This is a genomic window from Stenotrophomonas maltophilia group sp. msm1, from assembly GCF_032025805.1.
In the GTDB taxonomy this organism is placed as follows: domain Bacteria; phylum Pseudomonadota; class Gammaproteobacteria; order Xanthomonadales; family Xanthomonadaceae; genus Stenotrophomonas; species Stenotrophomonas hibiscicola.
Genome location: NZ_JAVSKH010000005.1, coordinates 147,809 through 169,861, shown reverse-complemented (window position 1 = coordinate 169,861; position 22,053 = coordinate 147,809). Strand labels below are relative to the sequence as shown.

Here is a 22,053-nt window from a genome sequence, read left to right as displayed (position 1 = left end):
ACGCCATGATCCTCAACTTCTTCCGCTTCGAGCTGCGCGAGCAGCTGCGATCGCCGCTGCTGTGGCTGCTGGCCGGGCTGTTCGTCCTGCTTGCCTTTGCCGCCGCGTCCAGCGACGCCGTGCAGATCGGTGGCGGCACCGGCAACGTGCACAGCAACGCGCCCACCGTGATCGCACAGATGCTGGGCATCTTCACCCTGCTCGGCATGCTGGTCACCGCCCTGTTCGTCAGCAACGCGCTGTTGCGTGACTTCGAACTCGGCACTGCCGAACTGATCTTCGCCAGCCCGGTGAAGCGCCGCGATTACCTGGCCGGGCGCATCGCTGCCGCCCTGGCGGCCGGGCTGCTGGTCTACATCCTGATCGCATTCGGCCTGTGGCTGGCGCCGTTCATGCCGTGGGTCGATCCCGAGCGCATGGGCCCGATCAGCTGGCAGGGCTATGCCTGGACGTTCGCGGTCGTCGTCATTCCGAACCTGTTGTTCACCACCGCGCTGCTGTCGCTGCTGGCAGCGCTGACCCGCTCGATCCTCTGGGTCTACATCGGCCTGGTGGCCTACCTGGTCTTGTACGGCGCCAGCGCGGCCCTGCTGCGCGACATCGACAATACGTGGATCGCGGTGCTGAGCGAACCGCTGGGCATGCGCGCACTCGGCCGTACCATCCGCTACTGGTCCACCGCCGAACGCAACAGCGGGGTTCCCGAGCTGGCCGGCTACCTGCTGGCCAATCGCGCCCTGTGGTTGGGCGTGGCTGCCGCGCTGTTTGCCGCCACCTTCGCGCTGTTCCGCACCGAACGCAGCGGCAGTGGCCGTCGGCGCTGGGGCCGCAGGCAGGCGCAACCGGCTTCCGAAGCCAGCGTGGTCCGTCCCACCCGCGCGACACTGCCGCGCGTGACACCGGCGTTCACTGCCAGCACGGCGTGGCAGCAGTTCCTGCGCCAAGTCCGCTTCGATACACGCGGTGTCCTGCGCAGCGTGCCGTTCATCGTGCTGCTGGTACTGGGCCTGGCCAACTTCCTGCCCAGCGCGCTGTTCCGGCAAACCCTGTACGGCACCTCGATCTGGCCGGTCACCTCGCAGATGATCATGGGCCTGCAGGGGGCCTTCAGCTGGCTGCTGGTGATCATCGTGCTGTTCTTCGCCGGTGAGCTGGTCTGGAAGGAACGCAGTGCGCGCATCAATGAAGTGACCGATGCCATGCCGGTGCCGAACTGGGTGCCTCTGCTGGCCAAGTTCACCGCACTGCTGGCCGTGATCATCTGCTTCCAGGCCGCCGGCGCGCTGGCCGCGATGGGCGTGCAGCTGGCCAAGGGCTACACGCATCTGGAGCCGCTGCTGTACCTGCGCAGCCTCGCGCTGGATTCGGTGGTCTACATCCTGATGGGGGGCCTGGCGCTGGTGCTGCAGGTGCTCACCAACAACAAGTTCGTCGGATACGCATTGCTGATCGTGGTGATGATCGGCCAGGGCGTGCTCGGCCTGCTCGACTACACGCAGAACCTGTACAACTTCGGCAGCTGGCCCAACGCGCCCTATTCGGACATGAACGGCTACGGCCACTTCCTGACCGGGCAACTGGCGTTCCAGGGCTACTGGGCGTTGTTCCTGCTGACGCTGATGTGCTTGGCGTCGGCCTTCTGGGTACGGGGTGTCAGCCAGGGCCTGCGCCAGCGCCTGGCCCTGGCCGGCCGCCGCCTGCGCGGCCCGACCGGGGTCTTCGCCGGAGTCGCCGCATTGGCGTTCGTCGGCGTGGGGGGCTGGCTGTACTGGAGCACCAACATCCGCAACGAGTTCCTTTCTCCGGACCAGCAGCTTGATCTGCAGGCCCGCTACGAGCGCGAGCTGTCGAAGTACCGCAACCTGCCGCAGCCCCGCATCGTGGCGGTGGACAACCGCGTGGACCTGTCCCCCGAATCGCAGTCGATGGTGATCGATGCGAACTGGACGATCCGCAATCTCCACGCGCAGCCGATCCCGGAACTGCATGTCTCGATGGGCGATGACAAACAGCTGGTAGCCGCCGATCTTGGCGGACAGACGATGGCCTTCCATGCCAAGGACCTGGGGTATCGCATCTATCGGCTGGACAAGCCTCTGCAACCGGGCGAAAGCCGCCGTGTCCATTTCCGGGTGGTGCAGAAGCCCAATGGCATCACCGCCGGCCAGGCGCCGAGCAACATCGTGGACAACGGCACGTTCTTCAACAGCCGCGTGTTGCCGTCGTTCGGCTACAACGAGGGCGCGGAGATCACCGACCGCAACGAGCGGCGCAAGCGCGACCTGGGTGAGCCGCGGCGCATGCCCAAGCTGGAAGACGAAGCCGCGCGTGCCAACACGTACATAGCCAACGATGCCGACTGGCTCGACTTCCGCACCACGATCTGCACGGCACCGGACCAGGTGGCGCTGGCCCCGGGCTATCTGCAGCATGAGAGCACGGTCAATGGCCGGCGCTGCTTCAACTATGCCATGGATCGACCGATGCTGAACTTCTACGCCTATCTGTCGGCGCGCTGGGAGGTGCGCAAGGCAAAGTACAAGGACATACCGATTGAGGTCTACTTCGACCCGGCGCACGGCTACAACGTGGAGCGGATGATCGAAGCGGTGCAGAAATCGCTGGCCTACTACGAGGCGAACTTCACCCCGTACCAGCATCGCCAGGTGCGCATCATCGAGTTCCCGGGTTATGCCCGCTTCGCGCAGTCGTTCGCCAACACCATCCCCTACTCCGAAGCCATCGGTTTCATCGCCGACCTGCGTGACCCGGACAAGGTGGACTACGTGCTCTACGTGACCGCGCACGAAATCGCACACCAGTGGTGGGCGCACCAGGTGATCGGTGCCAACGTGCAGGGCGCCACGGTGCTGTCCGAATCGTTGTCGCAGTATTCGGCACTGATGGTGATGGAGCAGGAGTACGGCCGCCAGCACATGCGCCAGTTCCTCAAGCGCGAACTGGACGGTTACCTGTCCGGCCGCGGCGGCGAGGCCATCGAGGAGCAGCCGCTGGAGCGCGTGGAAAACCAGCAGTACATCCACTACCAGAAGGGTTCGCTGGTGTTCTACCGGCTGCGTGAAGAGATCGGCGAAGTGGCCCTGAACCGTGCGTTGAAGCGCTTCCTGCAGGACAAGGGCTACCAGCAGCCGCCGTACACCACCTCACGCGAACTGCTGGGCTACATCCGTGCCGAGACCCCGGCCGACCGCCAGCAGCTGGTCACTGACCTGTTCGAGAAGATCAGCTTCTACGACAACCGCGTGATGGCCGCCAGCGCCCGCAAGCGTGCTGACGGTCGCTACGACGTGACCCTGGACCTGCATGCCAGCAAGCAGTATGCCGATGGCAAGGGCAAGGAGACCGCCGGCAAGATGGATGACTGGGTGGAGATCGGCGTGTTCGCCAATGGGCCGTCGGGCAAGGAGCGCGACCAGAAGGTGCTGTACCTGCAGCGCCACCACATCACCAGCGCCGCGCCGAAGATCACGGTGACGGTGGATGAAAAGCCGGACGAAGCAGGCTTCGATCCCTACAACAAGCTGATCGACCGGGTGAGCGATGACAACCGGCGCAAGGTGACGATATGAGGTATGTGGTGGTGCCGGTAGCGTGGCCGGCATCATCGCTGGCGAAGCTGCTGCGGGCACATGGATTCTGTGGAGAGCTGCCGTGCCAGTCATGATCTACGGTTTCACTGGCCGATACACTGGCAAAGCCGAATTCGAGTGGAACGCGCCCAGCGTCGGTGCACACCACCAGGCAATGCTGTTCCTGCTGCAGGACGGTGAACACCATGCATTCGACCTCGCGTTGGCCGAGTGCTTCCGTTTCTGCTTCGATGAAATCCGGGATCTACGCTGCGGCCGCCTGCAGGTCGATGTACTCAACACCGATACCTACCGCGGCTTTGCTCCCTTCTACGAGGAAGCGCTGGAAGCCGGCTCTGCCCTGCTCTACTACCCCGCTCCACTGTAGTGCCGGGCCATGCTCGGCACGCTGCCGACGAAAGCCGCGAACGCTCAGCGCAGCGCAGCCCTGGGCCCCAGCAACGCCAGCAGCACATACACCACGATCGAGGCGACCGTACCTAGCGCTGCCGGTACCCCGAACGCCCAGCGCGAGCGCCCCTGCTGGCGCGCCCACTGGGCCAGATGCCAAGCCGCGCCCAGGTTGATCAGCCAGGCGATGACGAACACCGGCCACTGCACCATGCCCACCGCGCGCAGCACCGGAATGGACACCAGCGCGGCAACGATCGCCGCGATCAGGAAGATCAGCGCCGAGCGGGAATGGGAGGGTGCGGCCATGGTCACGTCATCAACCACCAGAAGCATGGAGCCCGCTTGCAGGATAACGCCGACGGTCCTTGGATGCAGCAGATGGTCCCATCGGGGCCAGATTGGATGCCCTACATCAAGATCCTCGGATCTCCGACGAACCGCACGGCGGATACCGATACGCGGCAATCGCCACGAAGCGCAAGGTGAATCAGTGGGAACGCCGTGGATCAGGAAGGTGTACCCGCAGCAGGTGCACCCATTCGTCCAAGGAGTCACGTTGTGAAAATGATCTCTGCAGCTAGCTTGATTCTGGCAGGCTCCGCGCTTTCCACGTTCAAGGCGCACGCCGTCCAGGTAGTCACCTGTGGCAATTGCACTCAATCCTGGCAATACGAATCCGCTGGCGAAATGGCACATGGATTCCGTCGTGGCTGGGAGGTCTACCTCGTGGTCAACCCCCACACCGCCCAAGCGCTTTACGTCACCGTCAATTACATTCCTCCTGGCGAGGTTCCCAGAAGGCTCCACCCAGCTCCTTCCCTGGGCGAATTGGGAATCGCTGCTGACATCAACGTTCCAGGCTGGCGCCTACCGAGCCAACCGGTGCAGACCCGGGATGGGCAAGGCGACTTCGACAGCAGTTCACAAGGTTTGGCAGAAGGCGAGCGACTTCAGCTTGAAGCGGTTGTCCGCATGTCGAAAGAATGGGTGTTCATAAAGCCTGCAAATGACAGCGGATACTTCTCCAGCCTGCATGTCGCAAACCAATTCATTCCAGCAGTAGATGATGCGATCCGAATCGCGCACACGGCAAGCAATCCGGCCTGGCAACACGGGCAGATCAATGGAAACCTCCTTGGCTCACTTTTCCGATCACTCGAGCATTTCTTCGGGAGAGGCGTTGGCGGCTGCCTGCTGATGGACAACGGCGACACCGCTTGCTGGCAGATCAATCCAATGGCAAGAGGGGCGGCTCGACTGATCAAAGGTACGGCCAAGGATATTTTCGGCCAGGCATTACCTGAATCAGACACCATCAAGAATGGGGGACAGATTGATATTGATGTCGACAAGGGTGATTGGCCTCGCGAGATCCGCTACAACTTCAATGGCGGCTATTATCGATGCGGATCGGTAAGCGGAAGGCTGGATCGCTGCGAATGGATCCGCCCCCGCTAGGAGATATGTCATGAAGATATGGTTGCAACTGGGAACGCATTCCTTGGTCGCCGTCGCCTTCTCACTTCTTGGGGCATTTCACATCACCCTTGGTCTCCCCAGCCTGAAGCGCCAGTACAGTGATGATCTCGCGTTGTCCATCCTCACCTGCTGTTCGACGAGGATGGCCAAGAACGATCCCAGGCTGAACTGCAGTCCAGAGTTTCATCCCACATCGTCAACATGCTTTTGCTCTCTGCCCATTCCCAGGGTAAATCGGATGCTGAGAATGCGCGTTTGGCAGCAATCAGCCAACGCGTTCTCGCCCAGGACCTCCTGCGATACGTCGAGCGCGACGATGTACGACACAACGCTGTCCTGGTGGCAGGCAACCTGGCTGCGGATTGAGCATCCGATGCCCGATGTCGCCAGCCACCAGCCTGCGCTCCCGCGCTCTTTCAAAGTGCACATCCGGTTCACTGACTGGACGGAGCACCAGGAAACTTCTCTTCCAGGGCACGTCTCTTACAGTGAACGCACCATCACCAGCACGCGATAGCTGCAGCTATCGGCTACCTGCAGCGGCGCCCAGCCCAGCCGCGCATACAGCCCACCGTCCAGGGCCTCAGTCTGCAGGTAGAGATCGGAAACCCCCATCCGCACCGCCTGCGTCGCTGCTTGCTCCACCAACGCGCCAGCCAGCCCACGCCCGCGATGGCTGTCGGCCACGAACACGCTGCCCAGCCAATGTTCGTACTGTGGGAACGCCTGCATTTCCCGCCGCTTGAGCTGGACTGCGCCAACCACCTGACCGTCATCGAATACGGCGATCAGGTGCGGGAAACCTTCGGCGTCCTGTGGCGGATTGAGCCGCTGCAGTTCCTGTTCCAGCGACAGGCCCGCGTCCTGGCCCCATTCCGCGTGGTACCACTGGGCCAATTGCTGCCGTTCCGGTGCGTCGGCGGGTAGTCCCCTGAATTCCATGGCAATGCCTCGATCCCGATGTCACCCAAGGGGACCATGGACGGCGCCCGAAGGGAAGCCTTCTGTAAAGTCGAGCCATGCTCGACACATCAGGCCATGCGCGAAAGGCAGTCGAGCATGGCTCGACGCTACAAATGGCGCGACGGCAACTCAGCCTTGGGCGAAGTCCTTCAGGATCTCGCCGACGCCGCTGGGCGAGATCTCGAAACCCAGCTGGGTGCCCGGGTTGATCACCACGCCGTAGCCACCTGGCACGCGGCGCAGCACGTCCAGCATCCGCCAGCGGATCTGGTGTTCGGCCTGCTGGCTGTAGATGCCCACCCGCGACGGATCGGTGAACACGGCCACGTGCAGGGTGCCCTGCTTGTCGAACAGCAGCGGGTCGAAGCCGCTGCCATCGGGAGTGACCAGGCTGCCGGTCAGCAGCACCACCTCGGAGGCGACGAAGGCCTCCATGAAGGCGCGGATCGGCACCGCCCCGTCCATCGCCGCCTTCAGCAGGGTTTCGATCGGGGTCTGCGGGGCGAGGTCGGTCATGGCGGTACGGCAGGGCGTGAGGGGGGGGGCTATTGTGCCGGATATGGTCACCCCGGTAGTGCCGGCCGCTGGCCGGCACCTGAAGGTGCCATGGATTCATGGGTAGCCGGCCGGCGGCCGGCACTACCGCCCCAGCCGCACGTCCCGCGCCCGCTGGTCGGCCATCGCCTTGTCCAGCTCGGCCTGCAGCGCTGGCTGCTGCACGGCGGCATCCAGCACATACACCTTCACGCCGTGTGCGGGCACTTCGGCCTCCAGGGAGGCATCCACCTGCAACGAACCGCCGTCCAGTGCATCGCGCCAGCGGCCGGACTGGACGTAACGCGCCACGGTGAGCGTCCTGGCCTGGTCGCCCTTGTTCAGCAGCACCAGCGCAGTCTGCGCCACGTCACCGTGCTGCAGCACGCGGAAGAACACCGCCTCATTGCCCTGCAGGCGTTCGTTCACCTGCAGGCCGCGCTGCAGGGCCGGGGTGGCCTCGCGCAGCTTCGCAATGCGCTGCAGCGGCGCGAAGATCGGGCTCTGCGGTGCAGCGTCCACGCGCGGCTGGCCGAAGTAGGCACGGTTGCCGGCGTGCTCGGCGCGGCCGCGCATGAAGCCGGTCTCCGAACCGTAATAGACCACCGGAATGCCGCGCGCGGTGAACAGCCAGTTGTGCGCGTCGATGAAGCCGGTGTCGCTGGCCTGAAGGCGCGGCATGTCGTGGTTGTCGTAGAAGCTCATCAGCTCGTACGGATTGGCATACGGGCCACCGCTCAGGTGCAGTGGCTCAGCCAGGGTCTCGAAGCCCTTGTTGGCGGTGCCGAAGGTCTGCTCCAGTGCGCCGCGCAACGGGAAATCGAGCACGCTCACGTTGGCATTGGATGGCCAGGTGTGCTCGGCAATGGTCGCCGCGTTGTAGTCGAAGGCTTCGCCAAACATGAACATGCCCGGGTGCTCGGCACGGATGCGCTTGACGAAGGCATGCCACCACGGGTGCGGCAGCCAGCCGATGGTGTCGATGCGCAACGCGTCCACGCCCTGCGCGGTCCATTGCAGGTAGGCACCGACCAGGTAGTCCATCACCGCCGGATTGTCCTGGTTGAAGTCGGACAGCTCAGCCAGGTTGCCATCGAAGATCGAGCCATCCTTGCTGTCGACCGGTCCAATGTTGTTGTAGAACGCGTGCAGCGGGTTGTGCTTCGGATCCAGTTTCTGCGGCGGCAGGTTCTGGTGGTCGGCGATCAGTTTTCCGTCCTTGTCGAAGATCTGGCCGAACTGCGGCTGTCGCGTCGGCATGGTCCAGGCCGGCGAGCCGTGGTTGCCCACGATATCCAGCACCACCTTCAAGCCAGCACCGTGCAGGCCCTTGGTCAGCCCGGCGAAATCCAGGTTCTTGCTGGGCAGGTGCTCATCGAGCTTGTAGAAGTTGATGCCCCAGTAGCCGTGGTAGCCGGTCTTGCCGCGATCAGTCAGCGTGCTGGTACAGCTGATCGGCTTGCTGCCGGTAAAGGCCTCGTCCGGGTTGTCGACGATAGGCGTGATCCACACCGCGCCGAAGCCGAGGTTGCGCATGTACTGCGCGTTGTCGAGCACGCCGCGGAAGTCGCCGCCGAGGTAGCCGATGTTGCCGTCCACCTTGTCCGGGCACGGCACTGGGATGTCGAAGGTGCGATGCGTGCCGCCCTGGTCGCGGTGATCGTTGGACGGATCGCCGTTGACGAAGCGGTCGGTGACCACGAAATACACCGCATCACTGGCGAACGGCTCGGTGGTGCCGACGTAGTCCGGGCGCGGCGTGGCCACGGCCTGGCCGGCGAACAGGGCAAGGGAAACAGCAACAGCCAGGACACCACGCATCACACCACCTCCGGACGGGACGGAACCCGCAGCACGCACAGGCCGGCCAGGAACAGGCTGCAGCCGCCCAGCACCAGCACATGCATCGGCTGGCCACCCAGCCATGCGCGCAGGGCAAAGCCGAGCGCACTGGCCGCCACCAGCTGCGGGATCACGATGAAGAAATTGAAGATGCCCATGTACACACCCATCTTCGACGCCGGCACGCTGTCGGACAGCAGTGCATACGGCAACGACAGGATCGAGGCCCAGGCAAAGCCCACACCCACCATCGACAGCAGCAGCCAGTGCGGGTCGCGGATGAACATCAGCGAGACCAAGCCGGCGCCGCCCAGCCACAGGTTGACCAGGTGGCTCCAGCGCAGGCCGATCGCACGCACCATCGGCGGAATCAGCACCGCCGCCAGCGCAGCGAAGCCGTTGTAGGCGCCAAACAGCACGCCCACCCAGTTGGCACCTTCGTTGTAGGCGGCCGACTGTGGATCGGTCGAACCGAAGTGGGTACCGGCCACCGCAGCGGTGGTGTAGATCCACATGGCGAACAGCGCGAACCACGAGAAGAACTGCACCCACGCCAGGCGGCGCATGGTGACCGGCATCGCGCGCAGGTCGCCGACGATGGCGGCCAGCATATGCGTGGCCGGCAGCGCGCGCGCGGCCGCCAGCAGCAGGCCGTAGCCGGCGCACAGGCCGGCCAGCACGTACAGCATCCGGTCGCCTTGCCGCCAGGCGATCAGCAGCGCCAACAACACACCCAGCCCAAGCCACAGGGTGACCCGCGTCCATGAAGCCGGGCCGTTGATCGCGGCCGCCGCGTGATGTTCCGGTGGCTCGGCATCATCGAACCCGGCCAGCTCCGCCGGTGAATATTCGCGGGTGCTGACCACCGTCCAGGTGATCGCCGCCAGCAGCACCACCGCGCCGAAGTAGAACGCATAGCGCACAGTGTCGGGCACTTCCCCCGCGGACGCGGTGTTGGCAACGCCGAAGTGGGCCAGGATGAACGGCAGAAAGCTGGCGACGATGGCACCCACGCCGATGAAGAAGCTCTGCATGGCATAGCCGGCCGGACGCTGGCGTGGCGCCAGCTGGTCACCGACGAAGGCACGGAACGGCTCCATCGATACGTTGATCGAGGCATCCAGTACCCACAGCGTGCCGGCCGCGATCCACAGCGTCGGCGAGTTCGGCATCACCAGCAGCGCCAGCGTGGTCAACACCGCACCGATCATGAAGTAGGGACGACGGCGCCCCCAGCGCGTCCAGGTGCGGTCGGACAGGTAGCCGATTACCGGCTGCACCAGCAGGCCGGTCAGCGGCGCGGCAATCCACAGCCCTGGCACCGCGTCGATATCCGCGCCCAGCGTCTCGAAGATGCGGCTGGCATTGGCGTTCTGCAGGGCGAATCCGAACTGGATGCCGAGGAAGCCGAAACACATGTTCCAGATCTGCCAGAACGACAGCTGCGGTTTTGCCGTGCGATTCATCGTGCACCCTCTTCCATCGCCACCGGCGCCACCGTCAGCGCCTGCACCTGCGCCTGGTTGAGCACGCCGTCGCGGCCACCCTTGCCCCCGGTGTAGTGCGCGAAATGTTCAAGCGCGCTCATGTTGAAGCCTTCTTCGAGCGCGACGGTGCACTGCCCCTTGGCCACAACGAACGTTGCCGAAGTCGAGTCCTGCACCGCCACGCTGTGCGGCAGCGTAACCGTGTGCCGCTGCAACGGCTGGCCCGGGCACTGCAGCACCAGCTGCTTCACCGCAGCGGTGACGCCGGTGTTGATCGGCCCATTCGGGTTGCTGTACTGCAGGCGCAGGCGCACCTGCCCGGCCCTGGCCGAGGTGAACTGCCAGCGCTCGGCACCCTTCAGCACCTGCTGCGGACCGACGCAGACCATTGGGCTGTGCAGCGATTCCAACGCGCCTTCGCGTCGGGTCAGGCTGAGGCAATGCTGCAGCCCATCGTCGCTGATCTGCACCTGGCCATTGCTGGCGACGACGGCCCTGCCGTCCTTCCACAGAACCTGCCCGGCTTGCACCGGAACGTTCCAACCCGTGCCCCTGCGCAGGGCCTGCGGTGCCGCCGGTGTTGCGGGCGCACGCGCGTTGGCATCCGCAGTCGTGGCAGCGAAGCCTGTTGCTGCCGGGGCAGTCACCAGCTGCACCGTGGTGGTCGTGCCGCGCGTGGTGGTCCTGCCCGCCACCAGCAAGCCATCGCCCACGCTCTGCGGACGCTCCAGCACATAGCGCTTGCCAGTGACTTCCAGGCTGATGCTGCGCTGCGTGCCGAACAGTTCCGGCACCAGCGCGGCCGGCAGCTTGGGCTGCACGCGGCCATCGTCCTGCACGCCGAACACGCCTTCAACCACCATCGACAGATACCCGGCCACCGACCACAGCTGGCGTTCGGAGTTGACCACCGGGCCGCTCAGCACGCCCTCATCAACATGCACCGCCTGGCTGACCAGCTCGTAGTTCTCCATGTTGGAACCGGCCAGCGCGGCGCCCTGCATCAGCGAGCGGATCTCGGCGGCGATGCGCTGTGCATCGTCCAGCTGGCGCGCCGCGCGCAGCGAATAGGCACTGACGAACGGCCAGATCGCGCGGTTGTGGTAGATCGGCTGCTGCGCCTCCTGCGGCCACACTACCGGGCTGCCGGCCGGGCCCATCGGATACGCCGCCAGCGCACGCCGCGCGCGCTCGGGCGGCAGCACCTCGGCGAGGATGCCCAGCGACAGGCCGAGCAGATCGACCTTGGCGTACGGCACCGGGTGCGCGGCTTCTCCGATGTAGCTCATGTACTGGCCGATATCCTCGCGCCAGAAGCGCGCATCGATCTGCCGTGCCAACGCATCGGCCCACGCCTTGTAGTCGGCCACGCGGGCATCGCCGCGCTGGCCGGCCAGGCGTTCGGCCAGGCGCAGTGCCTGGTAGTGCAGCACGTTGGTGGACAGTGCGTAGGAATCGCCGATGAAGCGCACGTCCTCGCGGGTCCAGTCCGGATAGGTCTGCTCGCGCCAGTCCAGGAACGAGGTTTCGCCACGGTACAGGCCCATCTGCGCGTCGAACACCATCGTGCGGTCCTGCGCCAGCGTGCCCTGCAGCGCCTGCCAGACCTGGTCGGCAAACGCCGGATCATCCAGCAGGTGGCGCGCGGCCAGGAACCACACCACGCGATCGCTGCTGATCGGCCAGCTGCCGCCGGAACCGGTGTCCTGCGCCACGAACAGGCCGGGCGTGTGCCCGTCGCGCGCCGCCGACAGCTTGAACTGCAGCGACTGCCGGGTGCGTTGCGGGTCCAGCCGCGCCAGCGCCAGATCGGCGGCGAAGCTGACATCGCGGGTCCACACATAGGGCCAGCGCGCGCCGGTCTGGAAGCACTCGCACGGCACCGGCCGCCCTTCGTCGAACGCGGGATCGCGAATCGCGTCCACGCGGTCCTGGTCCATCTCCTGCTGGGCCAGCGCGAACAACGCGTCGAACATCACGCTGCCGGTCTGGCTGCGCATCGGTGCGGCTGCAATCTGCATTGCGCCCTTCGGCGCATGCAGCACGAAGCTGCCCTTGGCAGCGGCTTCGGCGCGCGCATGGCGGCCGTCGAATTGCAGGTCGGCCGCCTGCGCGGTCGTCCCCAGCGCTGCCCCCAGGGCAGCGGTCAGGCAAATGATCTTCAGCATCGAAGCGGCGGACCGGCTTGCGCCCGTCGGCCTCCCTCCCTCTCTGCACGCGTTGTAGGTCCGCACCGTCGCTGCCGGCGGGCGGGCACGGCCCCTCCCTCAAGGTGCCTTGGCCCCATGGTAGACGCGGGGCTGTCGGCTGCGTCCAACTGCATACGTATTCATGGCGCCACGCGGTAGCGCGCCTGCTGTGCTGGCTTATGGTCCGGGTCTGCCAACGGCGCCTTGGGAGGGGAACTGCCGATGTCACCCACTGCTGTACGCGCGGCAATCGCGCACCTGCTCGGCCTGGTCCTGTTGGCCTGGGCCACGCTGGCACAGGCCGCGCCACAGGTCGCCAGCGTCGAATCACCCGGCAAGGTGCTGAAGGTCAGCCTGGTGCTGGACGGCGGGACCGCCCGCTACCGCGTCGAGCGTTTCGGCGAGCCCGTGGTGGAGGATTCGAAGCTCGGCTTCGCCCTGCGCGATGGCCGCCTGGACCGCGATTTCGCCCTGCTTGGCCAGCAGCGGCGCAGCGTCGATGACACTTGGGAGCAGCCGTGGGGCGAGCGCCGGCTCACCCGCAACCACTTCAACGAGCTGACCGTGCAGCTGGCCGAAACCACCGGCAGCAAGCGTCGGCTGGATGTGGTGTTCCGCGCCTACGACGATGGCCTGGGCTTCCGCTATGTGTTCCCTGAGCAACCGAACCTGCGCGAGGCGATCATCGATGACGAACTGACCGAGTTCGCCATCGCGCCTGAATCCACCGCCTGGTGGATCCCCGCGGGTGAACCGATCCACTACGAATACCTCTACCAGCGCACGCCGCTGCGCGAGGTGCCGCTGGCGCATACGCCGATGACCCTGCGCAGCCGCGATGGCCTGTATCTGGCGATCCACGAGGCGGCGCTGGTGGACTACGCCGGCATGTGGCTGCGGCGCACCGAGGGCCAGCGCCTGCGCGCGCAGCTCTCGCCCTCGGCCGAAGGCTGGAAGGTACGCCGCGCCCTGCCCTTCGCCACGCCGTGGCGCACGCTGCAGATCGCCGACCGTGCCGGTGGCCTGATCGAATCGGACCTGATCCTCAACCTCAACGAACCCAACGCGCTGGGCGATGTGAGCTGGGTGAAGCCAGCCAAGTACCTGGGCGTGTGGTGGTCGATGCACCTGGACAACGAGAGCTGGGCGACCGGGCCGAAGCACGCGGCCACCACCGCAAAGACGAAGAAGGTGATCGACTTTGCCGCTGCGCACGGCTTCCGTGGCGTGCTGGTGGAGGGTTGGAACCCGGGCTGGGACGGCATGTGGGTGGGCAATGGTTATGACTTCGATTTCACCCGGGCCACGCCCGATTTCGACATTGAAGCGCTGTCGGCATATGGCCTGAAGAAGGGCGTACACCTGATCGGCCACCATGAAACCGGCTGCGCCATCGAGCACTACGAGGACCAGCTGGGCGCCGCGCTGGACCTGTATGCACGGCTGGGCGTGGACCAGTTCAAGACCGGCTACGTCTGCGACGACGGCCAGGTCGACCGCCGCAATCCCACGGGGGGCCCACTGTGGCGCGAGTGGCATGACGGGCAGTTCATGGCCCGCCACCATCTGAAGGTCGTGGAGGAAGCCGCGCGCCGGCACCTGTCGGTGAACCCGCATGAGCCGATCAAGGACACCGGCCTGCGCCGCACCTATCCCAACTGGATCTCGCGCGAAGGCGCACGCGGCATGGAGTACAACGCCTGGGGCCAGCCGCCGAACCCGCCGGAGCACGAGGTCAACCTGGTGTTCACCCGCATGCTGGCCGGGCCGATGGATTACACCCCCGGCATCCTCAGCCTGAAGGGCCGCCACGGCCAGGCCATCCCCAGTACGTTGGCGCGCCAACTGGCGCTGTACGTGGTGCTGTACAGCCCGATCCAGATGGCCGCCGACCTGCCCGAACACTACCTGCAGCATCGCGAGGCGTTCCGTTTCATCGAGGACGTGGCGGTGGACTGGGAGCAGAGCCGCGTGCTCGATGGTGAAGTGGGCGACTACGTGACGATCGTGCGCCGCGACCGCAACAGCCGCGACTGGTTCCTCGGCAGCATCACCGATGAGCACGGCCGCATGCTGCCGGTATCGCTGGGCTTCCTTGAGCCGGGCGTGCGCTATCGCGCCGAGATCTATCGCGATGGCGAGGGCGCGGATTTCCGCAGCAATCCATTCGCGTTCGCACGCGAAACCCGCGAAGTGACCAGCGCCGATGCACTGACGCTGGTACTGGCACCGGGCGGTGGCCAGGCCATTCGCTTCACGCCGATCCGCTGAACGTTTTCCTGCCTGCACCCCCGTAGCGCCCGAGCCCACGCTCGGGCGGCGGTGCGTAGCACCGAAATGCAGCCGAGCATGGGCTCGGCTCTACAGAACGAGACACTTGAAAGCGATTACATCCCTGCAAACGCCATTGAATACGTATGCAGGGTGATTCCCGCGAAGAACGCGCTGCCTACCATAGCGGCGACGACAGCAGCCACCGCGTCGCACGTTCACGGCCCCGCCGGAACGCTCACAAATCGATCTGCAACATTGCCTGGGAGGGGAAAATGTTGAACCACAAGCGCAGCGCGCTGAGCATCGCGCTGGCCGTTGTCCTGGCGCCGACGCTGGCGTCGGCACAGTCCACGCAGAGCACCACCACGCCGGCCGGCACCGCCGCCACCAACCTGGATACGGTGCAGGTCACCGGCATCCGCCGCGGCATCGAGAGCGCGATCGCGGTCAAGCAGGACGCCACCTCGGTGGTCGAAGCGATCTCCGCCGAAGACATCGGCAAGCTGCCCGACGTCAGCATCGCCGAGTCCATCTCGCGCCTGCCCGGCCTGGCCGCGCAGCGCGTGGCGGGCCGTGCGCAAGTGATCAGCGTGCGCGGCCTGTCGCCGGACTTCGCCACCACCCTGCTCAACGGCCGCGAAGTGGTCAGCACCGGCGACAACCGCGGCGTCGAGTTCGACCAGTACCCGTCCGAGCTGGTCAACGGCGTGACGGTGTACAAGACCCCGGACGCGGCGCTGGTCGGCCAGGGCCTGTCGGGCACCATCGACATGCAGACCGCGCGCCCGCTCAGCTTCGGCGAGCGCGTGATCGCGGTCAGTGGCCGCTACCAGAAGAGTTCGCTGGGCCGCGCCGCCAACGTCGATCCATACGGCAACCGCTTCAGCGCCAGCTACATCGACCAGTTCCTGGACAAGACCCTGGGCATCGCCATCGGCTACGCGCACAGCGACATGCCGATCCAGGAGAACCAGGTCGGCCTGTACGAGCCGTGGACCACCGAGCACACCGACAAGGGCGACCGTCCGGGCGTGGGCGTCGGCACCTACTTCTCCGATGGCATCAAGGCGCTGCGCCGCACCGGCAACAACAAGCGCGACGGCGTGATGGCGACGATCCAGTTCCGGCCGAACAACAGCTGGACCAGCACCTTCGATGCATTCCACACCGAAGCCGAGCAGATCGACACCGCCAACCAGTTCGAGCTGAACCTCAGCAACTACAACGGCAACTACACCCCGGGCCTGCTGGTCAGCAACCCGCAGGTCAACGCCAATGGTTCGTTCACCGGCGGCACCGCCAGCGGCGTGTATCCGCTGGTGCGCGGCATGTACAACAAGCGCAAGGACAAGATCGATGCGTTCGGCTGGAACAACGAGTTCAACTTCGGCGGCGTCAAGCTGGTCGCCGACCTGAACTATTCCAAGGCCACGCGCGATGAGCTGAACCTGGAAAACAACCTGCAGCTGACCCCGATGCCACAGCTGGATACGGTCGGCGTGTCGATCCGCCAGAACGGCTTCTCGCAGATCAGCCCGGGCCTGAACTACTCCAATCCCGATGCGCTGTTCCTGACCAACACCATCTACGGCTCCGGCTACGGCAAGGTGCCGCAGGTGGAAGACCGCCTGAAGGGTGGCAAGCTGGCCGCCACCATCGCGCTGCCCGATGCCATCGCGTCGTGGGCGCCGGACATCGACATCGGCGTGAACTACGCCGACCGCCGCAAGGTGAAGACCCAGTCCGAAGGCAACATCCTGCTGGGTGCGCAGGGCGATGCCAACATCGCCTCGGACCTGCAGTATCGCCCGGTCAACCTCGGCTTCGCCGGCCTCGGCACCATCCCGGCCTGGAACGTCCCGGCCGCGGTCGGCCGCTACATGACCTTCAACCCGGTCGACAACCTGGACTACCTGATTCCCAAGTCGTGGACGGTGCAGGAGAAGATCACCACCGCCTGGGCGCGCCTGAACATCAACGCCGACATCGGCGACGTCGGCGTGCGCGGCAACATCGGCGTGCAGATGCAGCACACCGACCAGAGCTCGGATTCGCGCTACTGGGACAGCTCGCAGTCGGCCGGCAACAACGTGCAGCCGTACTCGAACGGCCGCACCTACAACGATTGGCTGCCGAGCCTGAACCTGGCCTTCCTGTTCCCGCACCAGCAGACGCTGCGCTTCGCCGTCGCCAAGCAGGTCGCACGCCCACGTGTGGACCAGATGCGCGCCGGCCTGGAGTTCGGCGTGGACACCGGCACCGGCCGCCCCGGCGGCAGCGGCGGCAATCCGCTGCTGGACCCATGGCGTGCCACCGCGCTGGACCTGTCCTATGAGAAGTACTTCGGCGAGAAGGCTTACGTGGCCGCCGCGATCTTCTACAAGGACCTGAAGAGCTACGTCTACACCCAGTCGGTCGATAACTACGACTTCACCGCGCTGCTGGGCAGCTACGTGCCGCCGCCGGGCATGACCGCACCGGTGCTGACCACCGGCACCTTCTCCGCGCCGCAGAACGGCAAGGGCGGCACGCTGAAGGGCCTGGAGCTGACCGCATCGTTCCCGCTGGAGATGCTGACCGACAGCCTGCGTGGCTTCGGCGTGCAGGCCAGCGCGACCTTCAACAAGAGCGACATCACCATCCTGGATCCGGAGAGCGCCTCCAGCGTGGGCAGTGACCCGATCAGCCTGCCCGGCCTGTCCAAGCGTGTCTACAACTTCACCGCCTACTACGAGCGCAGTGGCTTTGAAGCACGCGTCAGCCAGCGCCGGCGTTCGGACTTCATCGGCGAGATCGGTAACTTCAACGGCAACCGCAGCCTGCGCTACGTGGTTGGCGAGAACGTGACCGATGCGCAGGTCAGCTACACCTTCAGCGACAGCAGCGCCCTGCGTGGCCTGACCCTGCTTCTGCAGGGCAGCAACCTGACCAACGAGCCGTACCGCACCTACGCCGGCAGCAAGGACCGCCCGCTGGAGTACATCGAATGGGGCCGCACCTACATGCTGGGCGTGAACTACAAGTTCTGACCACAGCCGGGTAGTGCCGGCCGCTGGCCGGCAACCACCCCATCGGTAGCGCCGGGCCATGCCCGGCGACGGAAGCCAGGAGCAGGACCGGAAACCCGCTGCGCAGGCAGCGGGTTTTCTTTCGCCCGGTCACCGGCATGCCACCGACCGGCGCCCGGCCATGCCGCTCACAAAAAAGGGACGGGGCGCTTCGGCCCCGTCCCCGCAAGTACCGCCACCGGAGAAAACGGTCAGCTGCGTCGGGCGCAATACACCGCGCGCGGCGGCAGCTGGAGTTCGTTGCCCTGCACCGTGCCCGCATCCGGGCCCGGTACCGCCACCTGCTGCCAGTTCCCCGGCGGCAGCGGATGGGTCACCGCCTCGGCCGACAGGTTGAAGGCCAGCAGGAGGGTTTCATCTGCAAGCATACGCTCGAACAGCAGCACAGGCTCGGCGCTTTCAAGGAATCTGATGCTGCCGTGCAGGAGGGCCGGCTGGGTATGCCGCCAGGCCAGGAACGCGCGGAACGCCGCCAGCACCGAATGCGGGTCGCGCTCCTGCACGGCCACCGCCGCCGCGCGGTGCTCGGCCGGGATCGGCAGCCAGGGCTGCCCGGTGGTGAAACCGGCTAATGGCGCATCGGTCCATGGCAGCGGGGTACGGCAGCCGTCGCGGCCCTTGAAATTCGGCCAGAAGGTGATGCCATACGGGTCCTGCAGGGCCTCGAACGGTACCTCGGCCTCGGCCAGGCCCAGCTCCTCGCCCTGGTACAGGCAGACCGAGCCGCGCAGCGAGCACAGCATCGCCACCAGCATCCGCGCCAGGCGCGGATCGGCCGGGTGACCGCCCCAGCGGCTGACCGCACGCTCCACGTCGTGATTGGACACCGCCCAGCACGGCCAGCCTTCGGTCATCGCCGCTTCCAGCCGCGATACCGTATCGCGGATGTAGGCCGCACTGTAGTCGTCCACCAGCAGCTCGAAGCTGTAGCCCATGTGCAGGCGGCCATCGCGGGTGTACTCGGCCGTGGTGGCCAGCGAGTCTTCCGAAGAGATCTCGCCCAGGCTGACCGCCCCCGGGTATTCGTCCAGCAGCGCGCGCAGGCGCTCCAGGAACGGCAGGTTCTCCGGCTGCGTGTTGTTGTAGTAGTGGTACTGGTAGGCGTACGGGTTGTCCGGGCTGAAGCCGCGCCCCACCCGCTTGTTGGCGGGCTTGGGCGGGTTGTCACGCAGCTGTGCGTCGTGGAAGCAGAAGTTGATCGCATCCAGGCGGAAGCCATCCACGCCGCGATCGAGCCAGAAACGGACATTGTCCAGGGTGGCCTGCTGCACGTCCGGGTGATGGAAGTTCAGGTCCGGCTGGTCGACCAGGAAGTTGTGCAGGTAGTACTGCTCGCGGCGCGGCTCCCACTGCCAGGCACAGCCGCCGAACAGCGACAGCCAGTTGTTGGGCGGGGTGCCGTCCTCGCGCGGGTCGGCCCAGACGTACCAGTCGGCCTTCGGGTTGCTGCGGTCCTGGCGGCTCTCGCGGAACCAGGCATGCTCGATCGACGTGTGGCTCAGCACCTGGTCGATCATCACCTTCAGGCCCAAGCCGTGGGCCTTGGCCAACAGGCGGTCGAAGTCGTCCAGGCTGCCGAACAGCGGATCAACGTCGCGGTAATCGGCGATGTCGTAGCCGAAGTCGGCCATCGGCGACTTGAAGAACGGCGAGATCCAGATTGCATCCACGCCCAGCGCGGCAATGTGGTCCAGGCGCTGGATGATGCCGGGCAGATCGCCCACGCCATCGCCGTTGGCATCGAGGTAACTGCGCGGGTAGATCTGATAGATGACGGCTCCGCGCCACCATGGATAGTGCGACATCGACAGCCCCCCTCCGGGCATGCGGGACCCGCCGGCAGCGGGCCGAAATCCTGATCCGGCAAGCTTAGCGGCGGGCTCCCGGGCATGGCGCAACCTGCATACGTATTCACGCGGAGGGCCGCGCAGGCCGGGCTGTAATTGCCGCGCGGACCGGTTTGCGCCCGAATTCACGGCCAGCGCCTATAATCAGTGGTGAGCCTGAAAGCCTGATCGCATGACCATCACCGAAGACACCCGTCCCGCCCTGGGCCTGCCCCAGATCCAGTCGCTTGCCGCGGCCGACATGGCCGCCGTCGACGCCCTGATCCGGCGCCGGCTGTCTTCGGACGTCGTGCTGATCAACCAGATCGCCGACCACATCATTTCCGCCGGCGGCAAACGCCTGCGCCCGATGCTGGTGATGCTGGCCGGCCACGCGGTGGGCCAGGCCGGCCCGGAACACCACCAGCTGGCGGCGATCATCGAGTTCATCCACACCTCCACCCTGCTGCACGATGACGTGGTGGACGAATCCAGCCTGCGCCGCGGCCGCAGCACCGCCAACGCGCTGTGGGGCAACGCGCCGAGCGTGCTGGTCGGCGACTTCCTGTACTCGCGCAGCTTCCAGCTGATGGTCGAGCTGGAGCGCATGTCGGTGATGCAGATCCTGGCCGATGCCACCAACCGCATCGCCGAGGGTGAAGTGCTGCAGCTGCTGCACGTGCACAACCCCGATACCGACGAAGCCGCGTACCTCCGCGTGATCGAGCGCAAGACCGCGGTGCTGTTCGCCGCCGGCACCCGCCTGGGCGCGCTGGCCAGTGGCGTAGACGAAGCCAAGCAACAGGCCCTGTTCGACTACGGCATGCACCTGGGCTACGCGTTCCAGATTGCCGACGACGTGCTGGACTACTCGGCCAACGCCGAGGAGCTGGGCAAGAACCTGGGCGACGACCTCGCCGAGGGCAAGGCCACGCTGCCGCTGATCCACGCGATGGCCCACTCCGACGACGCTACCCGCGAACGCCTGCGCACCATCGTGCAGGACGGCGACGCCTCGGCAATGCCGGAAGTGCTGGCCGCGATCCGTGCCACCGGCGGCCTGGAGTACAGCCGCGCGCGTGCCGAGGAATATGCCGAAGCCGCCGAGCGCGCGCTCGATGGCCTGGGCGACAACGATGCCGTGGCCGCCCTGCGTGGCCTGGCCCGCTACGCGGTGCAGCGCTCGCATTGACCGGTAGTGGGGGGGGGGGCGCGGGGGGGGGCCCCCCCGCCGCCAGGGGGGGGGGGGGGGGGGGGGGGGGGGGGGGGCGGGGGGGGGGGGGGGGGGGGGGGGGGGGGGCCGGCCTCCGCGCCGCGGCGCGCGCCCCCCGCCCCGCCCCGGGGGGGGGGGGCCCCGGGGGGGGGGGGGGGCCGCGCGGGGGGGGGGGGGGGGGGGGGGGCGCCCCCCCCCCCCCCCCCCCCCCCCCCCCCCGGGGGGCGCGCCCCCCCCCCCCCCCAACTACCGCTGCACGAATCAACGTTTCTCGAAGCGCTCCTCGAAGAACTCATCCAGCGCCTTCCACGCGCGCTTGGCCGCCCGCTCGTTGTACTGGCACCCCGGCGGGCTGTTGGCGTCGCGCTCGGCGAAGCAGTGCACCGCACCGCTGTAGTTGGTGAACTCCCAATCGACCTTGGCCGCGTCCATTTCCTTCTGGAAGCCAGCGATGTCCTCGGCGGTCACGCTCCTGTCGTCGGCGCCGTTGAGCACCAGCACCGACGGATGGCTGCCACCGGCCTGCGCCGGCAGCGGTGAACCCAGCCCGCCGTGCAGGCTGACCACAGCGGCCAGCGGCGCACCGGCGCGGGCCAGCTCCAGCACCGTGGTGCCGCCGAAACAGAAACCGACCGCACCGATCCGGCTGGCATCCAGCGGTACCTTGCCGGCCTGCGCCTTGAGCACGTTCACCGCTTCCAGTGCACGCGCACGCAGCAGCGGCCGGTCGTTGCGCAGCTTGCTGGCCACCGGCCCCGCCTCCGCATCGGTCTTCGGCCGCACGTCCTTGCCATAGACATCGGCCACCAGCACCACGTAGTCGTCGCCGGCCAGTTGCTTGGCCTTCTCGACTGCCGACTCGTTCACACCCTTCCAGTTCGGCACCATCACCAGGCCCGGGCGCTTGTCGTTGTCGCCATCGTCATAGACCAGCACGCCACTGAAGGTCGTGCCCTGGTGTTTCCATTCCACCGGCTGCGTCTTCATCGCCGCCCACGCTGGCATCGCCGCCAGTCCCAGTACCATCGCCACGCCGCAACGCCAACGGTTCATGCGCCTGCTCCGCAAGAAAAAGGGGACGGAGGGGATTAAGCCGTATTCGCCCCTCCCGCGTCGCATTCTGCATTGGCGGCGTGACGCAGGTGTGGTTGGATACGACTTGATCCCCTCCGTC

Annotated in this window: 14 protein-coding genes; 6 read left to right on the top strand and 8 right to left on the bottom strand. The window is 66.3% G+C overall.

All coding sequences use genetic code 11. The features are described from left to right. Nucleotides 1-5: 5 nt before the first annotated feature. Entirely contained in the window at nucleotides 6-3,590 is a 3,585-nt protein-coding gene (locus ROV95_RS19770) for an ABC transporter permease subunit (protein WP_312545993.1), read from the top strand. 22 nt (nucleotides 3,591-3,612) lie between these two features. Next, the gene (locus tag ROV95_RS19765; protein WP_312545992.1) at nucleotides 3,613-3,978 is read left to right on the top strand and encodes a hypothetical protein; all 366 of its coding nucleotides are present in this window, start codon (nucleotides 3,613-3,615) and stop codon (nucleotides 3,976-3,978) included. Nucleotides 3,979-4,022: 44 nt separating this feature from the next. Here ROV95_RS19765 and ROV95_RS19760 read toward each other — a convergent pair whose 3' ends face one another. After that, nucleotides 4,023-4,337 (bottom strand): hypothetical protein, encoded by a 315-nt coding sequence (locus tag ROV95_RS19760; protein ID WP_312545991.1) that lies wholly within the window; start codon nucleotides 4,335-4,337, stop codon nucleotides 4,023-4,025. A 225-nt stretch (nucleotides 4,338-4,562) separates the two neighbouring features. Between ROV95_RS19760 and ROV95_RS19755 the strand changes: the two genes are divergently transcribed. Next, a complete protein-coding gene (locus ROV95_RS19755; RefSeq protein WP_144435337.1) occupies nucleotides 4,563-5,462 on the top strand; it encodes a hypothetical protein in 900 nt (299 codons plus the stop codon). Between the two features lie 504 nt (nucleotides 5,463-5,966). Here ROV95_RS19755 and ROV95_RS19750 read toward each other — a convergent pair. The 5 genes from ROV95_RS19750 to ROV95_RS19730 all read right to left on the bottom strand — a co-directional run bounded on the left by ROV95_RS19750 (nucleotide 5,967) and on the right by ROV95_RS19730 (nucleotide 12,477). Beyond that, nucleotides 5,967-6,425, bottom strand: coding sequence for a GNAT family N-acetyltransferase (locus ROV95_RS19750; RefSeq protein ID WP_312545990.1), 459 nt, complete (start codon nucleotides 6,423-6,425; stop codon nucleotides 5,967-5,969). 150 nt (nucleotides 6,426-6,575) lie between these two features. After that, on the bottom strand, nucleotides 6,576-6,962 hold the full coding sequence (locus ROV95_RS19745) for an SseB family protein (protein WP_058980773.1): 387 nt from the start codon (nucleotides 6,960-6,962) through the stop codon (nucleotides 6,576-6,578). Between the two features lie 123 nt (nucleotides 6,963-7,085). After that, nucleotides 7,086-8,801: an alpha-amylase family glycosyl hydrolase gene (locus tag ROV95_RS19740; protein ID WP_312545988.1), complete on the bottom strand. Its 1,716-nt coding sequence runs from the start codon at nucleotides 8,799-8,801 to the stop codon at nucleotides 7,086-7,088. Next, the gene (locus tag ROV95_RS19735) at nucleotides 8,801-10,288 is read right to left on the bottom strand and encodes an MFS transporter (RefSeq protein ID WP_171952356.1); all 1,488 of its coding nucleotides are present in this window, start codon (nucleotides 10,286-10,288) and stop codon (nucleotides 8,801-8,803) included. The genes ROV95_RS19740 and ROV95_RS19735 overlap by 1 nt, the downstream gene beginning before the upstream one ends. Then, entirely contained in the window at nucleotides 10,285-12,477 is a 2,193-nt protein-coding gene (locus ROV95_RS19730) for a Six-hairpin glycosidase-like protein (RefSeq protein WP_312545986.1), read from the bottom strand. Before ROV95_RS19730 ends, ROV95_RS19735 begins: the two co-directional genes overlap by 4 nt. A 237-nt stretch (nucleotides 12,478-12,714) precedes the next feature. Here ROV95_RS19730 and ROV95_RS19725 point away from each other — a divergent pair, with 237 nt between their 5' ends. Together ROV95_RS19725 and ROV95_RS19720 are read left to right on the top strand one after the other, a co-directional pair. Continuing rightward, entirely contained in the window at nucleotides 12,715-14,769 is a 2,055-nt protein-coding gene (locus tag ROV95_RS19725; RefSeq protein ID WP_312546104.1) for a glycoside hydrolase family 97 protein, read from the top strand. A 275-nt stretch (nucleotides 14,770-15,044) separates the two neighbouring features. Continuing rightward, the gene (locus ROV95_RS19720) at nucleotides 15,045-17,801 is read left to right on the top strand and encodes a TonB-dependent receptor (RefSeq protein WP_026346956.1); all 2,757 of its coding nucleotides are present in this window, start codon (nucleotides 15,045-15,047) and stop codon (nucleotides 17,799-17,801) included. 230 nt (nucleotides 17,802-18,031) lie between these two features. On the opposite strand, the gene ROV95_RS19715 is transcribed toward ROV95_RS19720, so the two are convergent. Further along, entirely contained in the window at nucleotides 18,032-19,645 is a 1,614-nt protein-coding gene (locus ROV95_RS19715; RefSeq protein ID WP_312545985.1) for an alpha-glucosidase family protein, read from the bottom strand. A gap of 214 nt (nucleotides 19,646-19,859) precedes the next feature. Here ROV95_RS19715 and ROV95_RS19710 point away from each other — a divergent pair, with 214 nt between their 5' ends. After that, nucleotides 19,860-20,858 (top strand): polyprenyl synthetase family protein, encoded by a 999-nt coding sequence (locus ROV95_RS19710; protein ID WP_019659387.1) that lies wholly within the window; start codon nucleotides 19,860-19,862, stop codon nucleotides 20,856-20,858. Nucleotides 20,859-21,140: 282 nt separating this feature from the next. On the opposite strand, the gene ROV95_RS19705 is transcribed toward ROV95_RS19710, so the two are convergent. Then, on the bottom strand, nucleotides 21,141-21,932 hold the full coding sequence (locus ROV95_RS19705; protein ID WP_312545983.1) for a dienelactone hydrolase family protein: 792 nt from the start codon (nucleotides 21,930-21,932) through the stop codon (nucleotides 21,141-21,143). Between the last annotated feature and the right edge of the window lie 121 nt (nucleotides 21,933-22,053).